The organism is Longimycelium tulufanense (assembly GCF_014645795.1).
Lineage (GTDB): Bacteria > Actinomycetota > Actinomycetes > Mycobacteriales > Pseudonocardiaceae > Longimycelium > Longimycelium tulufanense.
The window spans coordinates 60,582-76,185 of sequence record NZ_BMMK01000003.1 but is presented as its reverse complement, the minus strand read 5'-3'; the positions used below and the strand labels follow the sequence as shown (position 1 = coordinate 76,185).

Annotated in this window: 12 protein-coding genes and 1 pseudogene; 6 read left to right on the top strand and 7 right to left on the bottom strand. The window is 67.2% G+C overall.

What is annotated here, in order from left to right:
• Window positions 1-79: 79 nt before the first annotated feature.
• From IEY55_RS05090 to IEY55_RS05080, 3 genes are all read left to right on the top strand, one after another.
• Window positions 80-1,099, top strand: a complete 1,020-nt coding sequence (locus tag IEY55_RS05090) for a LacI family DNA-binding transcriptional regulator (RefSeq protein ID WP_189054460.1) — start codon at window positions 80-82, stop codon at window positions 1,097-1,099.
• Window positions 1,100-1,162: 63 nt separating this feature from the next.
• Entirely contained in the window at window positions 1,163-2,218 is a 1,056-nt protein-coding gene (locus IEY55_RS05085) for an SGNH/GDSL hydrolase family protein (protein WP_189054458.1), read from the top strand.
• A gap of 250 nt (window positions 2,219-2,468) precedes the next feature.
• The gene (locus IEY55_RS05080) at window positions 2,469-2,867 is read left to right on the top strand and encodes a hypothetical protein (protein ID WP_189054456.1); all 399 of its coding nucleotides are present in this window, start codon (window positions 2,469-2,471) and stop codon (window positions 2,865-2,867) included.
• A gap of 563 nt (window positions 2,868-3,430) precedes the next feature.
• Here the strand turns inward: IEY55_RS05080 and IEY55_RS05075 are convergent.
• The 4 genes from IEY55_RS05075 to IEY55_RS05060 form a co-directional block, all read right to left on the bottom strand.
• Window positions 3,431-4,864, bottom strand: a complete 1,434-nt coding sequence (locus IEY55_RS05075; protein WP_189054455.1) for an MFS transporter — start codon at window positions 4,862-4,864, stop codon at window positions 3,431-3,433.
• Between the two features lie 3 nt (window positions 4,865-4,867).
• Window positions 4,868-6,043 carry a homoserine O-acetyltransferase MetX gene (gene metX / locus IEY55_RS05070; protein WP_189054453.1) on the bottom strand — a complete coding sequence of 392 codons (1,176 nt, stop codon included), beginning with the start codon at window positions 6,041-6,043 and terminating at the stop codon, window positions 4,868-4,870.
• Window positions 6,044-6,099: 56 nt separating this feature from the next.
• Entirely contained in the window at window positions 6,100-6,960 is an 861-nt protein-coding gene (locus tag IEY55_RS05065; protein ID WP_189054451.1) for a 2OG-Fe(II) oxygenase, read from the bottom strand.
• Between the two features lie 324 nt (window positions 6,961-7,284).
• Complete coding sequence (locus IEY55_RS05060) at window positions 7,285-10,800, bottom strand: indolepyruvate ferredoxin oxidoreductase family protein (protein ID WP_229686069.1); 3,516 nt, start codon at window positions 10,798-10,800, stop codon at window positions 7,285-7,287.
• 659 nt (window positions 10,801-11,459) lie between these two features.
• On the opposite strand from IEY55_RS05060, the pseudogene IEY55_RS32920 reads away from it, so the two are divergent.
• The 3 genes and pseudogenes from IEY55_RS32920 to IEY55_RS05050 form a co-directional block, all read left to right on the top strand.
• Window positions 11,460-11,759: pseudogene (locus tag IEY55_RS32920) on the top strand (dienelactone hydrolase family protein); the annotation flags it as partial.
• A gap of 80 nt (window positions 11,760-11,839) precedes the next feature.
• Window positions 11,840-11,995: a dienelactone hydrolase family protein gene (locus IEY55_RS32915; protein ID WP_373289965.1), complete on the top strand. Its 156-nt coding sequence runs from the start codon at window positions 11,840-11,842 to the stop codon at window positions 11,993-11,995.
• A gap of 179 nt (window positions 11,996-12,174) precedes the next feature.
• Window positions 12,175-13,614 (top strand): MFS transporter, encoded by a 1,440-nt coding sequence (locus IEY55_RS05050; RefSeq protein ID WP_229686068.1) that lies wholly within the window; start codon window positions 12,175-12,177, stop codon window positions 13,612-13,614.
• A gap of 450 nt (window positions 13,615-14,064) precedes the next feature.
• On the opposite strand, the gene merB is transcribed toward IEY55_RS05050, so the two are convergent.
• The 3 genes from merB to IEY55_RS05035 form a co-directional block, all read right to left on the bottom strand.
• On the bottom strand, window positions 14,065-14,712 hold the full coding sequence (gene merB, locus IEY55_RS05045; protein WP_189054447.1) for an organomercurial lyase: 648 nt from the start codon (window positions 14,710-14,712) through the stop codon (window positions 14,065-14,067).
• Window positions 14,713-14,854: 142 nt separating this feature from the next.
• On the bottom strand, window positions 14,855-15,112 hold the full coding sequence (merT, locus tag IEY55_RS05040; protein WP_189054445.1) for a mercuric ion transporter MerT: 258 nt from the start codon (window positions 15,110-15,112) through the stop codon (window positions 14,855-14,857).
• The gene (locus IEY55_RS05035) at window positions 15,109-15,513 is read right to left on the bottom strand and encodes an ArsR/SmtB family transcription factor (RefSeq protein WP_308424719.1); all 405 of its coding nucleotides are present in this window, start codon (window positions 15,511-15,513) and stop codon (window positions 15,109-15,111) included. The genes merT and IEY55_RS05035 overlap by 4 nt, the downstream gene beginning before the upstream one ends.
• Window positions 15,514-15,604: the final 91 nt, after the last annotated feature.

Below are 15,604 nucleotides of genomic sequence, written 5' to 3'. Positions count from 1 at the left end.
CGGGAGTGGCCTTATGCTCGCAGGCTCGAACACCTCACTCCACCCCATAAATCCCTCAAGAAGACCTCACGGGGACGGGATGACCGGGCGCTTCCGAATCCGGGACATCGCCAGCCAGGCCGGGCTGAGCGAGGCAACCGTCGACCGGGTCCTGCACCGGCGCCCCGGCGTGAGCGCCCGCGCCGTCCGGGCCGTCGAACAGGCCCTCACCGATCTGGAACGCCAGGAGACCCAACTCCGGCTGACTGGCCGCACCTTCCTCATCGACGTCGTGATGCACGCCCCGCAGCGGTTCTCCGACGCGGTCCGCGGCGCCTTGGAGGCAGAGCTACCGCTGCTGCGGCCCGTGGTCATCCGGGTCCGGTTCCACCTGCGTGAGTCCTGGCCGGTCGACGACCTGCTCGACACCCTGGACACGATCGCTCGTCGAGGATCCCAGGGTGTACTGCTCAAGGCCCCCGACGTCCCCGAGATGGTGGCCGCTGTCGATCGGCTGACCACGACGGGAATCCCGGTGGTGGCCCTGGTGACCGACCTGCCCACAAGTCGCCGGGCGGCCTATGTCGGCATCGACAACCGAGCGGCCGGGGCCACCGCCGCCTATCTCATCCAGCAGTGGCTCGGTGATCGGCCGGGGAGCGTGCTAGTCACGGTAAGCCGCGGCTTCTTCCGCGGCGAGGAGGAACGGGAGATGGGCTTCCGTGCCGCGATGCGCTCATGGCGGCTCTCCCGATCAGTGGTGGAAATCAGCGACACCGACGGGCTTGACGCAACCCTTCGTGACCGCGTCGACGACTGCCTGTCCAACGACCTGACCATCAACGCTGTCTACTCCATCGGCGGCGGGAACGTCGCAACACTGGACGCATTCGCCGCAGCCGGCCGGGAATGCGCGGTGTACATCGCCCACGACCTCGACGTCGACAACATCCAGTTGCTCCGCCAAGGCCGGATTTCCGCGGTCCTGCATCACGACCTCCACACCGACATGCGCCACGCCTGCCAAGTGGTGATGCAGACCCACCGCGCACTGCCCACAACCCCACCACCCGCCCCTTCCCAGATCCAGGTGATCACACCCCACAACCTGCCGTCGTGAGGATGCGGCATCCGTCTCGAAGCACCTCATTTCGGGGAGTCCCATGCCGGCGAGGTCGGCCCGGTGCTGTGTGTGGCCCGTGCCTGGACCTACGAGGAAGCGATCAGCCTGATCAACTCCTCGCCGTGGGGCGACGGCGCCGCCATCTTCACCCGCGACGGCCGCGCGGCCCGACGACAGCGGCGACCGCGGCACAGTCGCCCCGCAAAGCTGGTGATCCACAAATTCCTGCCGATCCCTCCCCATAGTTCGTTCACCGTGGTATGCCTGATCATCATCACAGTCGGCCGAACGGGAGTTACCATGCGTCGTCGCACCACCGTGCTGGGCGCCCTCGTCTTCATCCTCCTGGGTATTTCGCTGACCAGCGGCACTGCCGCGGCACGGGCTCCGATCCACTACGTGGCCTTGGGTGACTCGTACTCGGCCGGGACGGGCGCGGGTGAGTACGATCCCGCCAGCGGCGACTGCAGACGCAGCAAGATGGCCTACCCCGAACTCTGGCGGCAACGTCACAGGGTCGATTCGTTCACGTTCGTCGCCTGCGAACGTGCCAGCACGGCGACCGTGCGCTCCACGCAGATGGACGCGCTGAGCACGAGCACCACCTTCGTCACGATCACGATCGGGGGCAATGACGCCGGATTCCCCGGTGTGCTCGTCAACTGCATCCTGGGCCACGAGCAGATGTGCCAAACCGCCATTGACAGGGCGAAGAAGTTCGCCCGCACCACGCTGCCGGACCGGCTCGACGTGACCTATCAGGAGATCGCGGAACGTGCCCCCGCAGCCAGGGTCGTCGTACTCGGTTATCCCCGGCTCTTCGAGCTCTCCGACTGCGAGGAACTCCTCCGCGCCGACACCCGAGCCGCACTGAATGACGCGGCGGATCTGCTCAACGACACCATCAAGCACCGCGCTGAGGCCGCCGGGTTCCACTACACGGACGCGCGAGACGCCTTCGCCGGGCATGGGGTCTGCTCCACCAACCCCTACATTCACTCACTCGCCGTGCCCATCCAGGAGTCCTACCACCCCAACCGCGTCGGTCAACTCAAGGGCTACCTGCCTCTGGTGGAAACGGCCTACCGCCACCACCCCCACAAGGTCGGGTCGTAACGCTGGGGCCGCGGGCACCGGATGGTTCTGCCTCTCCTTCGTTAAGGCGTCAAGCAGAAGCTGACTGTCGCCCTGCACGGTGTAGGCGCCTGGCGGCTTCAGCAGCAGCAGACCTCCATCATCGCCTGGACAAGAAGGCAGCATTGTCCGGGACCGTCAAGTTTTCGGCTCTGGCGCTGATTGAGTTTGTCTCCCGCGTCAGACTTTGTGGCTCAGGGGTTATGTAGGGTCCTGAGCAGGAGGTTTGACGATGAGCCGTCCCCCGGTGTTCCCGGTGGAGGACAAGATCCGGGTTGTGTTGAGCGTGCTCTCCGGTGAGATGACCATCGCGGAAGCTGGCGGCGACGTGACGACATCGGATTCTCATCCGCCGAATGGGCTCCACATCCGGCTGTACGCCTTCGTCGTGCTCAATGACTTCATTCCGCTGGTGCCGGTAGCGACGTTACTGTTCGCCGACACCGGCCTGGGCGCCGGCGCTGTCTCCTCGTTGTTCCTGCTGTTGACCGCCGCAGCGCTGGTACTGGAAGTCCCGGCGGGCGCGTGGGCCGACATGGCCTCGCGGCGACAACTGCTCGCGCTTGGCGCGTTGCTGCGGTGCGGCACGTGGTGCTGTGGTCGGTCGCGCCGTCGTACCCGAACTTCGTGATCGGGGTCTTGCTGTGGGGAGCGTGTCACGCGCTGACTTCGGGAACGTTGGAAGCGCCCGTGTATGAGGAGTTGCTGGCTCACCAGCAAAGCCACCGATACCCGGGCCTGATTGGACGCGCGCGGACCGCAGCGCTGGGTGCGAACCTGGATCCGCATAGCAGCGCACATCATTCGGCGAGAACACCACGCACGCCTGCGTCTCACTCCACCCCTGCGCAAGGTTGATCTTCTTTTTCTCGAAGTCCGCGATCGCCCCGCTGCTGGTCGTCCCGTCGGCTCCCGAGGCGGTGCCGTCGAACACCGCGGCAGTCGCGACCATTGCCGTAGCAGCAGGAAGGAATCATCCGGACAGCGAACGCACTCGATGTACCCCCTCAACTTGTGCCGCTTGGATGAACGGCTCTGTCTCACTTTCGGTGAGACAGAGCCGAAAGTAAGACAGAGCCGTTGATTTGACAGACCCCCGACCACACCACCGCCGCACTCAACCCGCCGCACCAAGCCCTCGGTCTGCGGGGAAGACCACTCCCACCACCGAGGAGACTCCGCCCGTCGGTTCGTCTACGTTGATGCCTTTTCGGGAGTGGAGGTCATGTGGTGGGCGCTGCGGCGTGTGGGGAGGAGTTGGACCAGAAGCGTCACTAGGAGGAGGAGACCGGTGGTGTAGAGGAGACTGGCGTGGAAGGCGTTGGCATGGTCGGCGGGGTAGTTGGATGGGCCGAGGACGCCGTAGAAGATGAGACCGATGAGGGCGACGCCTAGGGCGCTGGAGAACTGTTGGGTGGTGGTGAGAATGCCGGAGCCGCTGCCGGCGTGGTCGGGCCGGACACCGGTGAGGACGGTGGAGATGAGGAGAGTCATCACGACCCCCTCGCCGAGGCCGTTGAGGAACAGGCCCGTACCGAGCAGGAGCCAGTTGAGCTGGTTGGGGTCCGTGGTTGCTGACCATAGGACTGCGTAGCTGACGGCCATGATGGCGGCGCCCAGGGTCAGGGCCTGGCGGCCGAGGGCGGCGCCGATGCGGGCGCTGAGGCTGGAGGTGGCGACGAAACCCACGCCGAGCGGGGTGAACGCGGTGCCCGCGGCGAGGGCGGTCAGGTGCGCGCCGTTTTGCAGGAAGACAGACAGGACCAGGAAGAACGAGGCGAGACTGGCGTAGAAGGCCAGCACGATGACCAGCCCGGTAACGAAGTTGCGATCGGTGAAGAGGGAGGTCTCGATCAGCGGGGAGCCGCCGCGGCGGGCAAGGCCCTGTTCGTAACGCACAAACACGGTGAGCGCGGGAAGCGAGAGCGCCAGGCACATCCATGCCCATGTCGGCCAGTGAGTTTCCCGGCCCAGTACCAGTGGGACGATGAGGGCACCCAGACTCAGGGTGGCCAGCGCGACACCGGGTAGGTCCAGCCGGCGGACGAGGCTTGACCGGGACTTCGGTACCAGGAACCGGACGGCCACCAGAGCGGCTAGGCCGATCGGCAGGTTGATCAGGAAGCAGGTGCGCCAGCCCCACCCCCAAGGGTTCCAGGCCACCAACAACCCACCTATGAGCTGGCCGCACGCCGCGGCCAGACCGAGGGTGGCGCCGTAGGCGGCGAAGGCGCGGGCGCGGGCCGGCCCGGTGAAGTTGATGTTGAGGATGGACAGGACCTGGGGGGTCAGTAGGGCCGCGGACGCGCCCTGCAGGACGCGGAAGGCCACCAGCAGCCAGGCTGAGGTGGCCAGACCGCAGGCCAGCGAGGTCACGGTGAAGGCGGTCAGTCCGATGACGAACACGCGGCGGTGGCCCTGCAGGTCGCCCAGCCTCCCGCCGGTGACCAGGCCGAGCGCGTAGGCGAGGGCGTAGCCGGCGACGACGAGCTGGATTTGGCCGGTGGTGGCACCGAGATCACCCTCGATGGAGGGAATTGTGACGTTGACGATGAAGAAGTCGAGGATGCCCATGAAGGCACCGGTGAGGACGACCAGCAGCGTCCCGTTGTCGGCGGTCTGCCGCATGCCTCACTCCCCCGACTCGGCATCCCGAGCGGCCCTGCGGAGTACCGGGTCCAGTCGCTGCTGCTCGTAGAAGACCGAGTAGTGACCGTTGGTGGTCTCGACGACGGTGAGTTCGGCCTTTGGGATCGTGGTCACCAGCTCGCGCTGGGCCTCCAGCGGCATGGCGGTGTCGGTGTCGAAGCCGACGACGTGGGCGGGGCAGGTCACCCGCTTCAGGGCGGCGGAGATCCCGCTCCGGCCGCGACCCACGTTGTGGGTGCGGGCGGCGTCACACAGGACTGCGTAGCTGTTGGCGTCGAAGCGTTCCGCGACCTTCTGGCCTTGGGCGAAGAGGTAGCCCTCGAACTCCGTCCGTGCCTGCTCGGGGTCGGCGTCCCAGGCCGTCTCGGCGAAACGGTCCTGGAAGTACCGTTCCGTCGCATAACCGAGGTGCCCGAATGCGCGCGCCATCGCGATGCTGGCCCGCGGCCCGTTCCCCTCGGGAAGCTCGTAGTAGTCGCCCCCGTGGAATCCCGGGTGCTCCCGGATCAGTTCGATCTGGAGGGTGAGCAGACCCCACTGCTGGAGTCGGGTGGCGGCGGTCGAGGCGATGAGGACGACGCTGCCCATCCGGTCCGGGCGGGACACGGCCCATTCCAGGGCCCGTGCCCCTCCGATAGACATGCCGATCACCGAGACCCAGCGCCGGATGCCGAGCGCGTCGGCGAGCGCGGCTTCCACGGTGACCTGGTCGATCACATCGATTCGGGGAAAGCGCGATCCCCACGGCCGGCCGCTCGGGTCGAGGCTGGCCGGGCCGGTCGTACCCTGGCAGCTGCCGAAGGTGTTGGGGCAGACCACGAAGAACCGGTCGGTGTCCAGGGCCCGGCCCGGTCCGATCAGGTATTCCCACCACCCCGGGGAGGACGTCGGGTCGTCCGGATGACTCGCGGCGTCGGTGCCCATCGTCAGCGGGGGCAGCACGAGGATCGCGTTGGAGGCGTCCGCGTTGAGCGCGCCCCACGCCTCGTAGGCGACGGTGACCGGGGCGAACAGCTCCCCGGACACCAGCTGGAGCGGAGACTGTTCGGTGAACACCTCCGCGAGACGACGATGGCCGACGGGATCGCCCGGTTGCCAGGCGCCAGTGTTCGCCAGCCGGGTCCGTGTGGTGGCCTGGGACGTGATGGGAGAGCTCACCTTTGTTGTCACCTTCTCTTGCTCTGCCTCCGCTGCCGCCGCGCGTCGGCGGGCACTCAGCTCCAGTAGGTGAGTGGCTGGTCCAGGGCGTGGACCCCGATGAAGCTGCTCAGCGCCACGCGGTCGACGCCCTGTGCGGGGCGGACGGCGTGCACCCGGGAGGCGTGGAACATGATCAGCATGCCGGCGATCGGCCGCAGGACCGCGTCAGGGGCGGGCACCAGCTCGCGGTTCAGGCCGTAACTGTCCGCACTCGCCCGTAGTGCGTCGTACTCGTCGTGGTCGTAGCCGTGGGCCCATAGCTCCAGCTCGCCCCCGCTCGCCGGGGTCTGGAGGTAGAGGTTGACGGTCAACTGCCCGACGAGCGTGGGCACCTCGCCCACGTCGGTGACACCGTTGAGGTCCTGCAGTTCCCAGGGGAGGAAGTCCTGGTGCGGGATCGCGCCGTTGCCGCCGCTCGGGAACACCCGAGCTTGGCCGACAAATAGCTTGTGGCCCTTGAAAAAGCCCATGTTGGCGCCGGCCGGCCACGCCTCCTGCAGCTCCAGACGCAGTCGGTCGATCGGGGAGAGGTGCGGGGACCAGCTGTCGCGAAGTGCCTGGATGGCGGGCACCGCTTCGGCGAAGTAGCGCTGCTCGCGCTCGGCACTGGACAGGCCCTCGTACGTGTTGAGGCCCCACTTGTGGACCCCGGGCACGTTGTCGTACTCGCCGTACCGGTGGTCGTTGATCAACTTCCGGGCCGCCTCCCGGCACAGCTCCGGCGGACAGTAATCCTCGACGACGATGGCGAGGACCCGGCCGGCGGCGAGGTCGACGAGGTCGTTGTCGCTGACCCGGTTCGCGTGGCGCACCTCGGTGGAGATACGGGCGAACGGGGCAAGGTCGGTCTCCGACGCGGTCAGGACGGCTTCCATTGACGAATCCACCTTCGCCTGGTTCTGGCAATGTGGTCCGTACCAGCGGACACCGCGCTCGGCGCGGTCCGTCCGGTACTTCCCAGCGAATGTCTTCCCGGTCCGGGGGTCAATTTCGGGGCGCGGCAATGCTGCGCCCTGCTGAAATCGACGGAGAATTCGGGAGAGTTCGCTGACACTGCGGTTTCCGTGTTCTCGGTTGTGCGGACCCGAACCTGAATCGGGGTTAGCAGGTCCGGTGTGTGGAAAAGGTGGGAGGTCGACCCCTTCCATCCACTTTCTATTCTTTTGGATCGTGCTCGTTCCTCCGGTGGGGAGACCGAATTACGTGGGCGTGGGCTGGACGGAATCCAGCCGGGTCAGGAGGTCGCGCATCCTGGTCCGGTAGGTCTCCACCGAGACGAGCTTGATGTCCTCGTAGCCGCGCACGAGGTCGGGCAGACCGGCGATCTCGACCGCCAGATCGCGGTTCTCCTTGGACACTATGGCCACCAGACGGTCGATGACGCCGAGGTAGTCGGTGACCAGCTCGCGTTCGATCCGCCGGAGCCGCGCGTAGCCGAAGGGGTCGAACGGCGTGCCGCGGAGCCGTCGCAGGGCACGCAAGACGGCGAAGACCGGACGCGCGGTTCGACCGAGGGCGATCTTGCGTCGTATTCCAAACGCACGAAGAACCGGAGGATGTAGGAGATACCGGATGCGGGCACCGGTGCCGAACCGATCTTGCACCTGTCGGCCGAGCTCGGGGCTGAGGTGGAGCCTGGCCACCTCGTACTCGTCCTTGTAGGCCATGAGCCTATGGAGGTTGCGCGCCACGGTCTCGGTAAGGATGTGCCCACCGAGGTCGCGTTCGGCGGCCAGGACGCGGGTCACCACGTCCAGGTACCGGCGGGCGTAGGCGAGGTCCTGGTACGCGGCCAGATCGGCGACCCGAATCTCCAGCAGGCGGCGCAACTCCCCGGTGACTCCGGTCGCCTTGACGAGCGCGGCGGCGGACCGGGTCACCCGGCCGGTCGGTATGGGCGCAGGCCGCCGCGTCTCGACCGGCCAGCCTGGCTCCAGGACGGCCTTCCGCCCCGCGCGAAACGCCTGGATGGTAGTAACGACGCCGACGCCGTTCAGCTCGATGGCACGTTCGATCGTCGCTGCTCGCAGGGGAAGGAGCCCCTTCTGGTATGCGGCACCGACGACGAGGAAGTTCGCCGCCGTGGTGGCACCAAACAGTCGTTCGGACAGTGCGAGGGCGTCCACCGCCACCAGGTCGCGCGTGCGCTCGTGTACCGACGCCAGCAGGTCGTTCCGCTTGGGATACGTCGCGGTGGGGTCGACAATCATCCGTCCGGTGGGCACCTCGCTGGTGGACACCACGGCAATGGTGCGATTACCGGCGCAGCGGGACAGGTTGGCTTCGGTCGTCGCGGCCACCGCGTCGAATGCGAGGTAGACATCGGCACCACCGGCATCCACCAAGCCGGGTCGGTGGTCCGGCTCGGGGCTGATCCTGAGATGGGACACGACAGCGCCGGCCTTCTGGCTCAGACCGGTCTGGTCCAGCGCGCGGGCGTCCAACCCGTCGAGCAGGGCTGCGGTAGCCAGGATCTGGTTCGTGGTGACGACACCGGTCCCACCGATGCCAACCATCACCACGTTTGCCTGGGCCGGCGTTGCCATCGGCTCCGGAAGGTCGCCGGGCAGCTCCTCGCGCCGCACGTTCCGCTCGGCTCCGGAACCGGGGACGACGGTGAGAAAGGACGGGCAGTCGCCCAGCAGACAGGAGAAGTCCTTGTTACAGGAGGTCTGATCGATCTGCGTCTTCCGTCCGAACTCGGTCGCGACCGGTTCCACGCTCAGACAGTTCGACTTCTGGCCGCAGTCACCGCAGCCCTCGCAGACGGACTCGTTGATAAACACCCACTGTCTGGGTTCCGGTGCCTGGCCCCGCTTGCGCTTGCGGCGATTCTCGGCGGCGCACGCTTGGTCGTAGAGCAACATCGTCACACCGGGAACGCCGCGCAGCTCCCGCTGTACGTCGTCAAGATCGTCCCGGTGCCGGACCCGGACACCGGGTGCCCACCGGGTCGTCGTCCGGGGGTACTTTGCCGGATCCTCGGTGACGACGACGGTGCGCGCGACCCCCTCCGCGTGCAGCATCCAGGAAATGGCCACTGGGTCGACTGACCCGTCAGCGTGCTGCCCGCCGGTCATCGCCACCGCGCTGTTGTAGAGCAGCTTGAACGTGATGTTGGTTTTCGCGGCGATAGCCTGGCGGATGGCCAGCTGGCCGGAGTGGAAGAAGGTGCCGTCGCCGAGGTTCTGGAAGAAATGGTCGACGTCGGTAAAGGAAGCTGCACCGACCCAATTGGCACCCTCACCGCCCATTTGCGTCACACCGAGGCTGCGGCCCATGAACGTGGTCATGATGTGGCACCCGATGCCCGCCCCCGCAAGTGAACCCTCCGGAACGCTGGTCGACCGGTTGTGGGGACAGCCGGAACAGAAGTAGGGGGTGCGGTTGACCGGAGTCAGGGAGAGCGAGATGCGTCGTGGCCCCGGACCGGATGAGCGCAGGTCGACGTGCTCACAACCCAGCCGCTCCGCAAGGAAGGGGCCGAGCACGGCGGCGAGTCGGTCGGCATCGAGCCCACCGTGCACCGGGACGAGTGCCGCACCATCCGGTCCGTGCTTGCCGTAGACCCGGGGGCGGTCGGAAAGGTCGTACAGCACGTCCTTGAACTGGCTCTCCACGAAGGAGCGCTTGTCCTCGACGACCACCAGCTCCGAAAGACCGGCCGCGAACTCGCGCACCACCGCGCGGTCGACCGGATACACCAGACTTAGCCGTAACAACCGGACTCCCCGTCGGTGCAGGACCTCCTCGGTGAGGCCGACCCGGTCGAGCGCGGCGCGCAGCTGCGCGTAGGTGTGGCCCGCGGCGACCAGGCCGAGCCGCGCGTCGGCCTTCGCCCCTTCGACCAAGTCCAACCGATTGGCGCGGGTGAAGGCGGCCGCAGCCGCCAGCCGGCCTTCCAGCACCTCCGGCTCCAGGGCGACCGCCTCGGCGATGGTGACCCCGGGGTGGTTCGTCGGCTTCCAAAGCGTGCCGCCCCACTCGAACTCCGGGGTCATGACGTCCACCGGGGTGCCGAGACCGACGATCTCGTAGGCGTCGGCGATGTTGGTGACCACCGGGAAACCGACCCAGGCCCCGCTGAACCGGGACATCTCGAAACCGAACCGGCCCAAGCGCAGGACATCGGCGACATCCACAGGGGCGAGTACCGGCATGGCCGCCTCGGCGAGCGCCATGGTCGAGTTCGACGGCAGCGTGGACGACTTGCACGCCGGGTCGTCACCGGCGACCACGAGTACTCCACCCCGCTCGGTGGTGCCCATCCAGTTGCCGTGCTTGAACGCGTCCATTGAACGATCCACGCCCGGTGCCTTGCCGTACCACAAGCCGAAGACGCCCTCGTACCGCGGGTCGGGGAGCTGGGTAGCCAGCTGGGAGCCGGAGACAACGGTCGCGCCCAGCTCCTCGTTGACGCCGGGGACGAAACGAATGTTGTGCTCGGCCAACAGGTCGCTGTTCCGCTCCAGCAACAGGTCGAGCCCGCCCAGGGGAGAGCCGCGGTACCCGGAGACCAGTCCCGCGGTCCGCCAGCCCCGGTCCCGGTCCGCGCGGCGTTGCTCGACCAGGAGCCGGACCAGCGCCTGCACCCCGGTCAACGCGCCGGGTCCGGAGGCGGTGCGCAGCACGTCCCGTGGTGCGTAGTCGGCGAGCGACCCGCCGCAGGCGTGCGCCATGGAGGTTCCCTTCCCCAGTTGCGTACCCAACGTCATCCAACGATGTCCTCAGCATCGCACGCAAGCCGGCTTATCCGAGGCTTTGAGGAATGTTTAGTTGATCACCCAAAACTGCTGGAACATCGGTCGATTTGCCGGTTTCGGGTGAACTGACCTGCCGCGACGTCACGGCGTGGTTCAGCTCCACGATCGGCAAGCGACGGCGCGACCAGCGCCAACGACTCGTGCTTGAGAAACTCCGCGGCACCGGTCCCTCAGCGATAGGTCTACTCGCCGACCGGAGGGGAGATCCACTCGAGCGAGATCTGGATGACCTCGTTCTCGGGGGACCAACTCGAGTGACAGTCCTTCCCGACTTGCTGATCCTTCCACCTGACGTGACGGAGCAGACTCCTTGAGTCGTCAACCCTCGAGCGCCCTTCGTTTGGCTCGTTCATCGCTTACACCCGCGGGTGTGGTCCTGGCGGGGGCGCTGCGTCGGTTGTCGGTGGTTGGCAGACACTCAACTCGCCTGACCGACCGTATGAGACCGAACCATGAGGCTTGACCTCTAGCATGCTGGAGGTTTTACGGTCGGGTCATGTCAGTGCAAATGGACCACACCATAGTCGTTCCCGTGGTCGACGACGGCCGGCCGTTTTCCGGCGAGGATCTTCAATCTCGTAGATCCGGTACCCTCCGGGGCGTTCTCGGTTGTGTGGAAGGACAACGGCGACACACTCGACTTCGTGCAAGTCGAAGGTGAGGTCGTTACGCAGCACTACGCCTTTGCCGTGGAGCGCGTGGTCCGCGATGCCGGTGCCTGTCTGGATTTCCTCGCCGCGAAGTCCGAGGCTCGCCCCGGCCCGGTCGGGGTGACCGGCTACTGCGTGGGCGGTGTCCTGGCTGTGCGTACGGCGGCAGCCCGCTTCGACCAGGTGGCCGCAACCGCCTGCTTCCACCCCGGCCCGCTCGTCACCGAGACGCGCGCCAGCCCGCACCGGCTCGCCCCGTACCTGGCTGCCGAGTTCTACTTCGGACACGCTGAACACGATGACTCCATGACTTCCGAGGCATTGGCGGGCCGAACGAGGACTTGGACGCGGCCGGTGTCCGCTATACGTCAGAGTCCTACCCGGGCACAGCGCACGGCTTCACCATGTCCGACACGGCAGCGTTCAGTCCCTCCCGGCTCGAACGGCATTGGGACCACCTGTTGTCTTTGTTTGCCAGCACCCTTACCGCCGGCTGACCTGTCCTGCACAGCCGACTGCGGCTGTTGCGGCGAACAGCGCTACACGAAGCCCTGTGACCTCATGGGTACCGAACGGCCAGCCATGGGTCCAAGAAGACGTCCTCCCGTCATCTGGCCCACTGAGGTCCCGAATGAAGATTGGCAGTTGTATGACCACTTCCTCTGTTGAATCCGACATGCCTGGTAGCAGGTGGGGCACACCGCATCTGTGGGCGGTGGCGCTCGCGGCGTGCGGGGGACAGTTCCTGGTCGTACTCGACGTCTCGGTGGTCAATGTGGCGCTGCCGTCGATGCGGACGGACCTGGGGCTGAGTGAGGTGGGGCTGCAATGGGTGGCGAACCTCTACGCCCTGACCTTCGCGGGCTTCCTGCTGTTGGGAGGCCGGACCGCCGATCTGTTCGGGCGTAGGCGGATGTTCCTGGTCGGTCTGGGCCTGTTCGCTGCCGCCAGCCTGGCGGGTGGGCTCGCGCAGGAGCCCTGGCAGCTGTTGGGGGCGCGTGCGGTCCAGGGGATCGGGGCCGCGGTGCTCGCCCCGGCCACGCTGACGATGTTGACGACTTCCTTTCCCCACGGCGCGGCCCGTACCCGCGCAGTTGGCACTTGGACGGCGGTGGGCGCGGGAGGAGGAGCGGCCGGCGGACTCTTCGGTGGGGTACTGACCGATCTGCTGTCCTGGCGCTGGGTGCTGCTCATCAACGTGCCCATCGGTGTGCTCGTGCTGATCGCCACCGTGGTGTGGGTTGCTGAAAGCGGGGAAAGCGACCGGGCGGCGCGTGGGCGGTTGGACGTGCCGGGCGCGCTGCTGGTCACGGTTGGGTTGGGGACGCTGGCTTACGGGATCGTACGGACCGAGTCGCTGGGATGGGCGGCTGTGGGCTCGCTACTGCCGTTGCTGGGCGGGCTCGCACTGCTCGGCGTCTTCGTGGCGGTAGAGGCCCGCACGGCGGCACCGCTGGTTCCGCTGCGGCTGTTCAGGCGGCGGTTGGTTTCGGTGGCGAACGTCGCGATGCTCGTCTGCGGCGGCGCGATGGTGGCCATGTGGTATTTCATGTCCCTGTACATGCAGAACGTCCTTCGCTACACCCCACTCGAGGCGGGCCTGGGTTTCCTCTCGCAGTCGATGAGCATCATTCTCGGCTCCAAGCTTGCCCCCCGGCTGATGCATGCGGTGGGCGCCAGGTACCTCACGATGGCCGGGACCGCCGTCAGCGGTGTCGGCTTTCTCTGGGAGAGTGGTGGCATGCATACCGCTGGCGGCTACCTCGCCACGGTTCTGGGCCCGGGAGTCCTGATGGCGTTCGGCTCGGGCCTGGCTCTCACACCGCTGGCCGCGGTGGCTACGGCGGGCGCGGCCCCCGGTGAAACAGGGCTGGTCTCGGGACTGATCAACACCTCACGGACCATGGGCGGAGCGCTGGGACTGGCCGTGCTCTCGACGGCGGCCGCTTCGCGCAGCGCGGGGAGCGAGAACGCGCCGGCACTGGTGACCGGCTATGCGTTGGCTTTCCAGATTGGCGGGCTGGCCCTCCTCGCCTGCGCGGTCGCGATGCTCTTCGCGTTGCCCGCCCGGGCCGGAGCGGGAAGCGGGCCGACGACCCCCGTCAGCAGCGGATGAGCACAGCGAGAACGACAGGCACGAACAACCTGCGTGAGCGATCGAGGCCGGGATCCGTTGATCTCTGAGGAGGTTGTGATGCGCGACGGTGGGGTTGCCGAGCCGTGGGCGGTTGCATTGCTCCGCAGTGTCATCACCTACGGCATCGGGTATGCGTTGGCTGAACTGTCCTGCTTCCAGCTCCGGGTGGACCAGGCCGCCGACGAGGCAGCCATATCCGGTAGATCAGCGCGCTGCTCCCGGCGAGCGCGCCGGATGACCTCGCGCGGACCGCGCTGCTGGTCTGCGGGGACTGCGACATGGTCGCCCAGTTCGAGATCGGCTGCGATCCCATGATCTGTGGCGCGCAGTCCTATTTGGACGATCAGGGCGAGGTCATCGCCAGGACGGGACGGTAGCGTCGCGTCGGCTCCCGTTTCTCTCCCGATGTCTGTCGTCTACTTCGGCTCGTCACTGCCGCAGGAGCGGGCCAAACAGGTGTGTGGCGAGCGCGATTGCCCGCCGTTGGTCGAGGGCGACGCCGTGGAGATCTGGTCGGGCGGCGAGGTAGGCGGTGGCAGTGAGGGGGCTGATGTGGAAGTTGATGTGTGGGCAGGTGCAGCATGAGCTCGGCCCGTCCTGGCCGGTCTGGGCCATGAGGATCGCGACGTCCTCGGGCGTGAAGTACCACTGTCCCGCATGGTGTTCGACGTGGACCCGGGCGCCGGTGTATACGTCGGCTGAGGTGATCGTCCCGTCCCGGCCGGTCATCGGTGGCACGCCAAGGGCGTCGATGGCGCACATGGCGTGCACTGTCGAGCATCCGTTCACGGCAACGACGTGGGGCGTGGGGGTGCCGGAGAACGGGTAGGCCACCGTGATTTGGTGATCGTCGGTGTGCACCAAATCCGCGTTGGCGAGTGTCGTGACCGCATCGCCGACATCGAGGCCGAGGAATCCGGCGGCCTCGCGCAGGCATGCCATCGTGGGAGCGGCACCGGTGACAAGGAAGTGGCGGAGTACTCGCTGGTGGAGTTCTCGGAGCGGTGCAGGGAGGGTGGCCTGACGGTCGGCAGTGCCGCCACCCGAGAGTGCGGCGAGGTCGTGCATCTCCGTCATGACATCGTTTCCTTGTGGGGCAGTGGTTTGTGTGGTTCATCACCGGCTGTCGGCAGTCTCGGAGGGTGCAGTCGACGGGGTGCAACAGTCCGCTCGTGTCTGCGAGGGGGTGCCGTCCCTGTCAGAGCGCTGTGTGTCGGGGTTACCAGGGCCGGCGGTCAGCGGGCGGGCCGCAGGTGTTGCCGCGATCCTGGCGGTGGTGGCGCCACAACGCCCGGCCCACGGCCAGCGCGGCCAGCACCACAGCGGCACCCACGAGGAACGGGTTGCCCACGACCGCACCGAGGGCGCCGAGTGCCCCGGCCGCGATCAACGCGGGGAGTGCGCAGCAGGCCACCATCAGGCCCGCGACGACCAGGCCCACGGTGACCGAACGCCGATCTGGCGGTCGGGCACTCACGTCGACACCTCCCCGGCGGGGGTGTCGATGCGCATGCACGCCGCCAGGGCGGCGGCGTTGTCGGCGGCCAAGGCGCGGGCCAGGTGCACCAGTTCGGCGACCCGCGGGTCAGTTACCCGGTAGTAGGAGAATCGGCCCTCGCGGCGGGCCTGCACGTAGCCGCAGTCGGCCAGGCAGGCCAGGTGGGAGGACACTCGGCTCTGTGCCAGGCCGAGGTGTCGCACGCACTCGCTCACCGAGCACTCGCCGGCCAGCAGGAACTCCAGCAGCCGCAGCCGGGCCGGATCCCCCAGCGCGCGGAAGAACCTGGCCAGCACCGCGACGCCCTCGGGGTCGGTGGGCAGCAGCGCGACCGGGAGGGCGCAACAGTCCTTGCCACCCGTGCGGGAGGTCGTGTCCACCGGGGGTCTCCTCTCACCCTTTCGAGTCATCTGCCTAGGCGGATGTGACCTGTATAGCATAGGTACATTCGCATAAGCGGATACAAAGGGG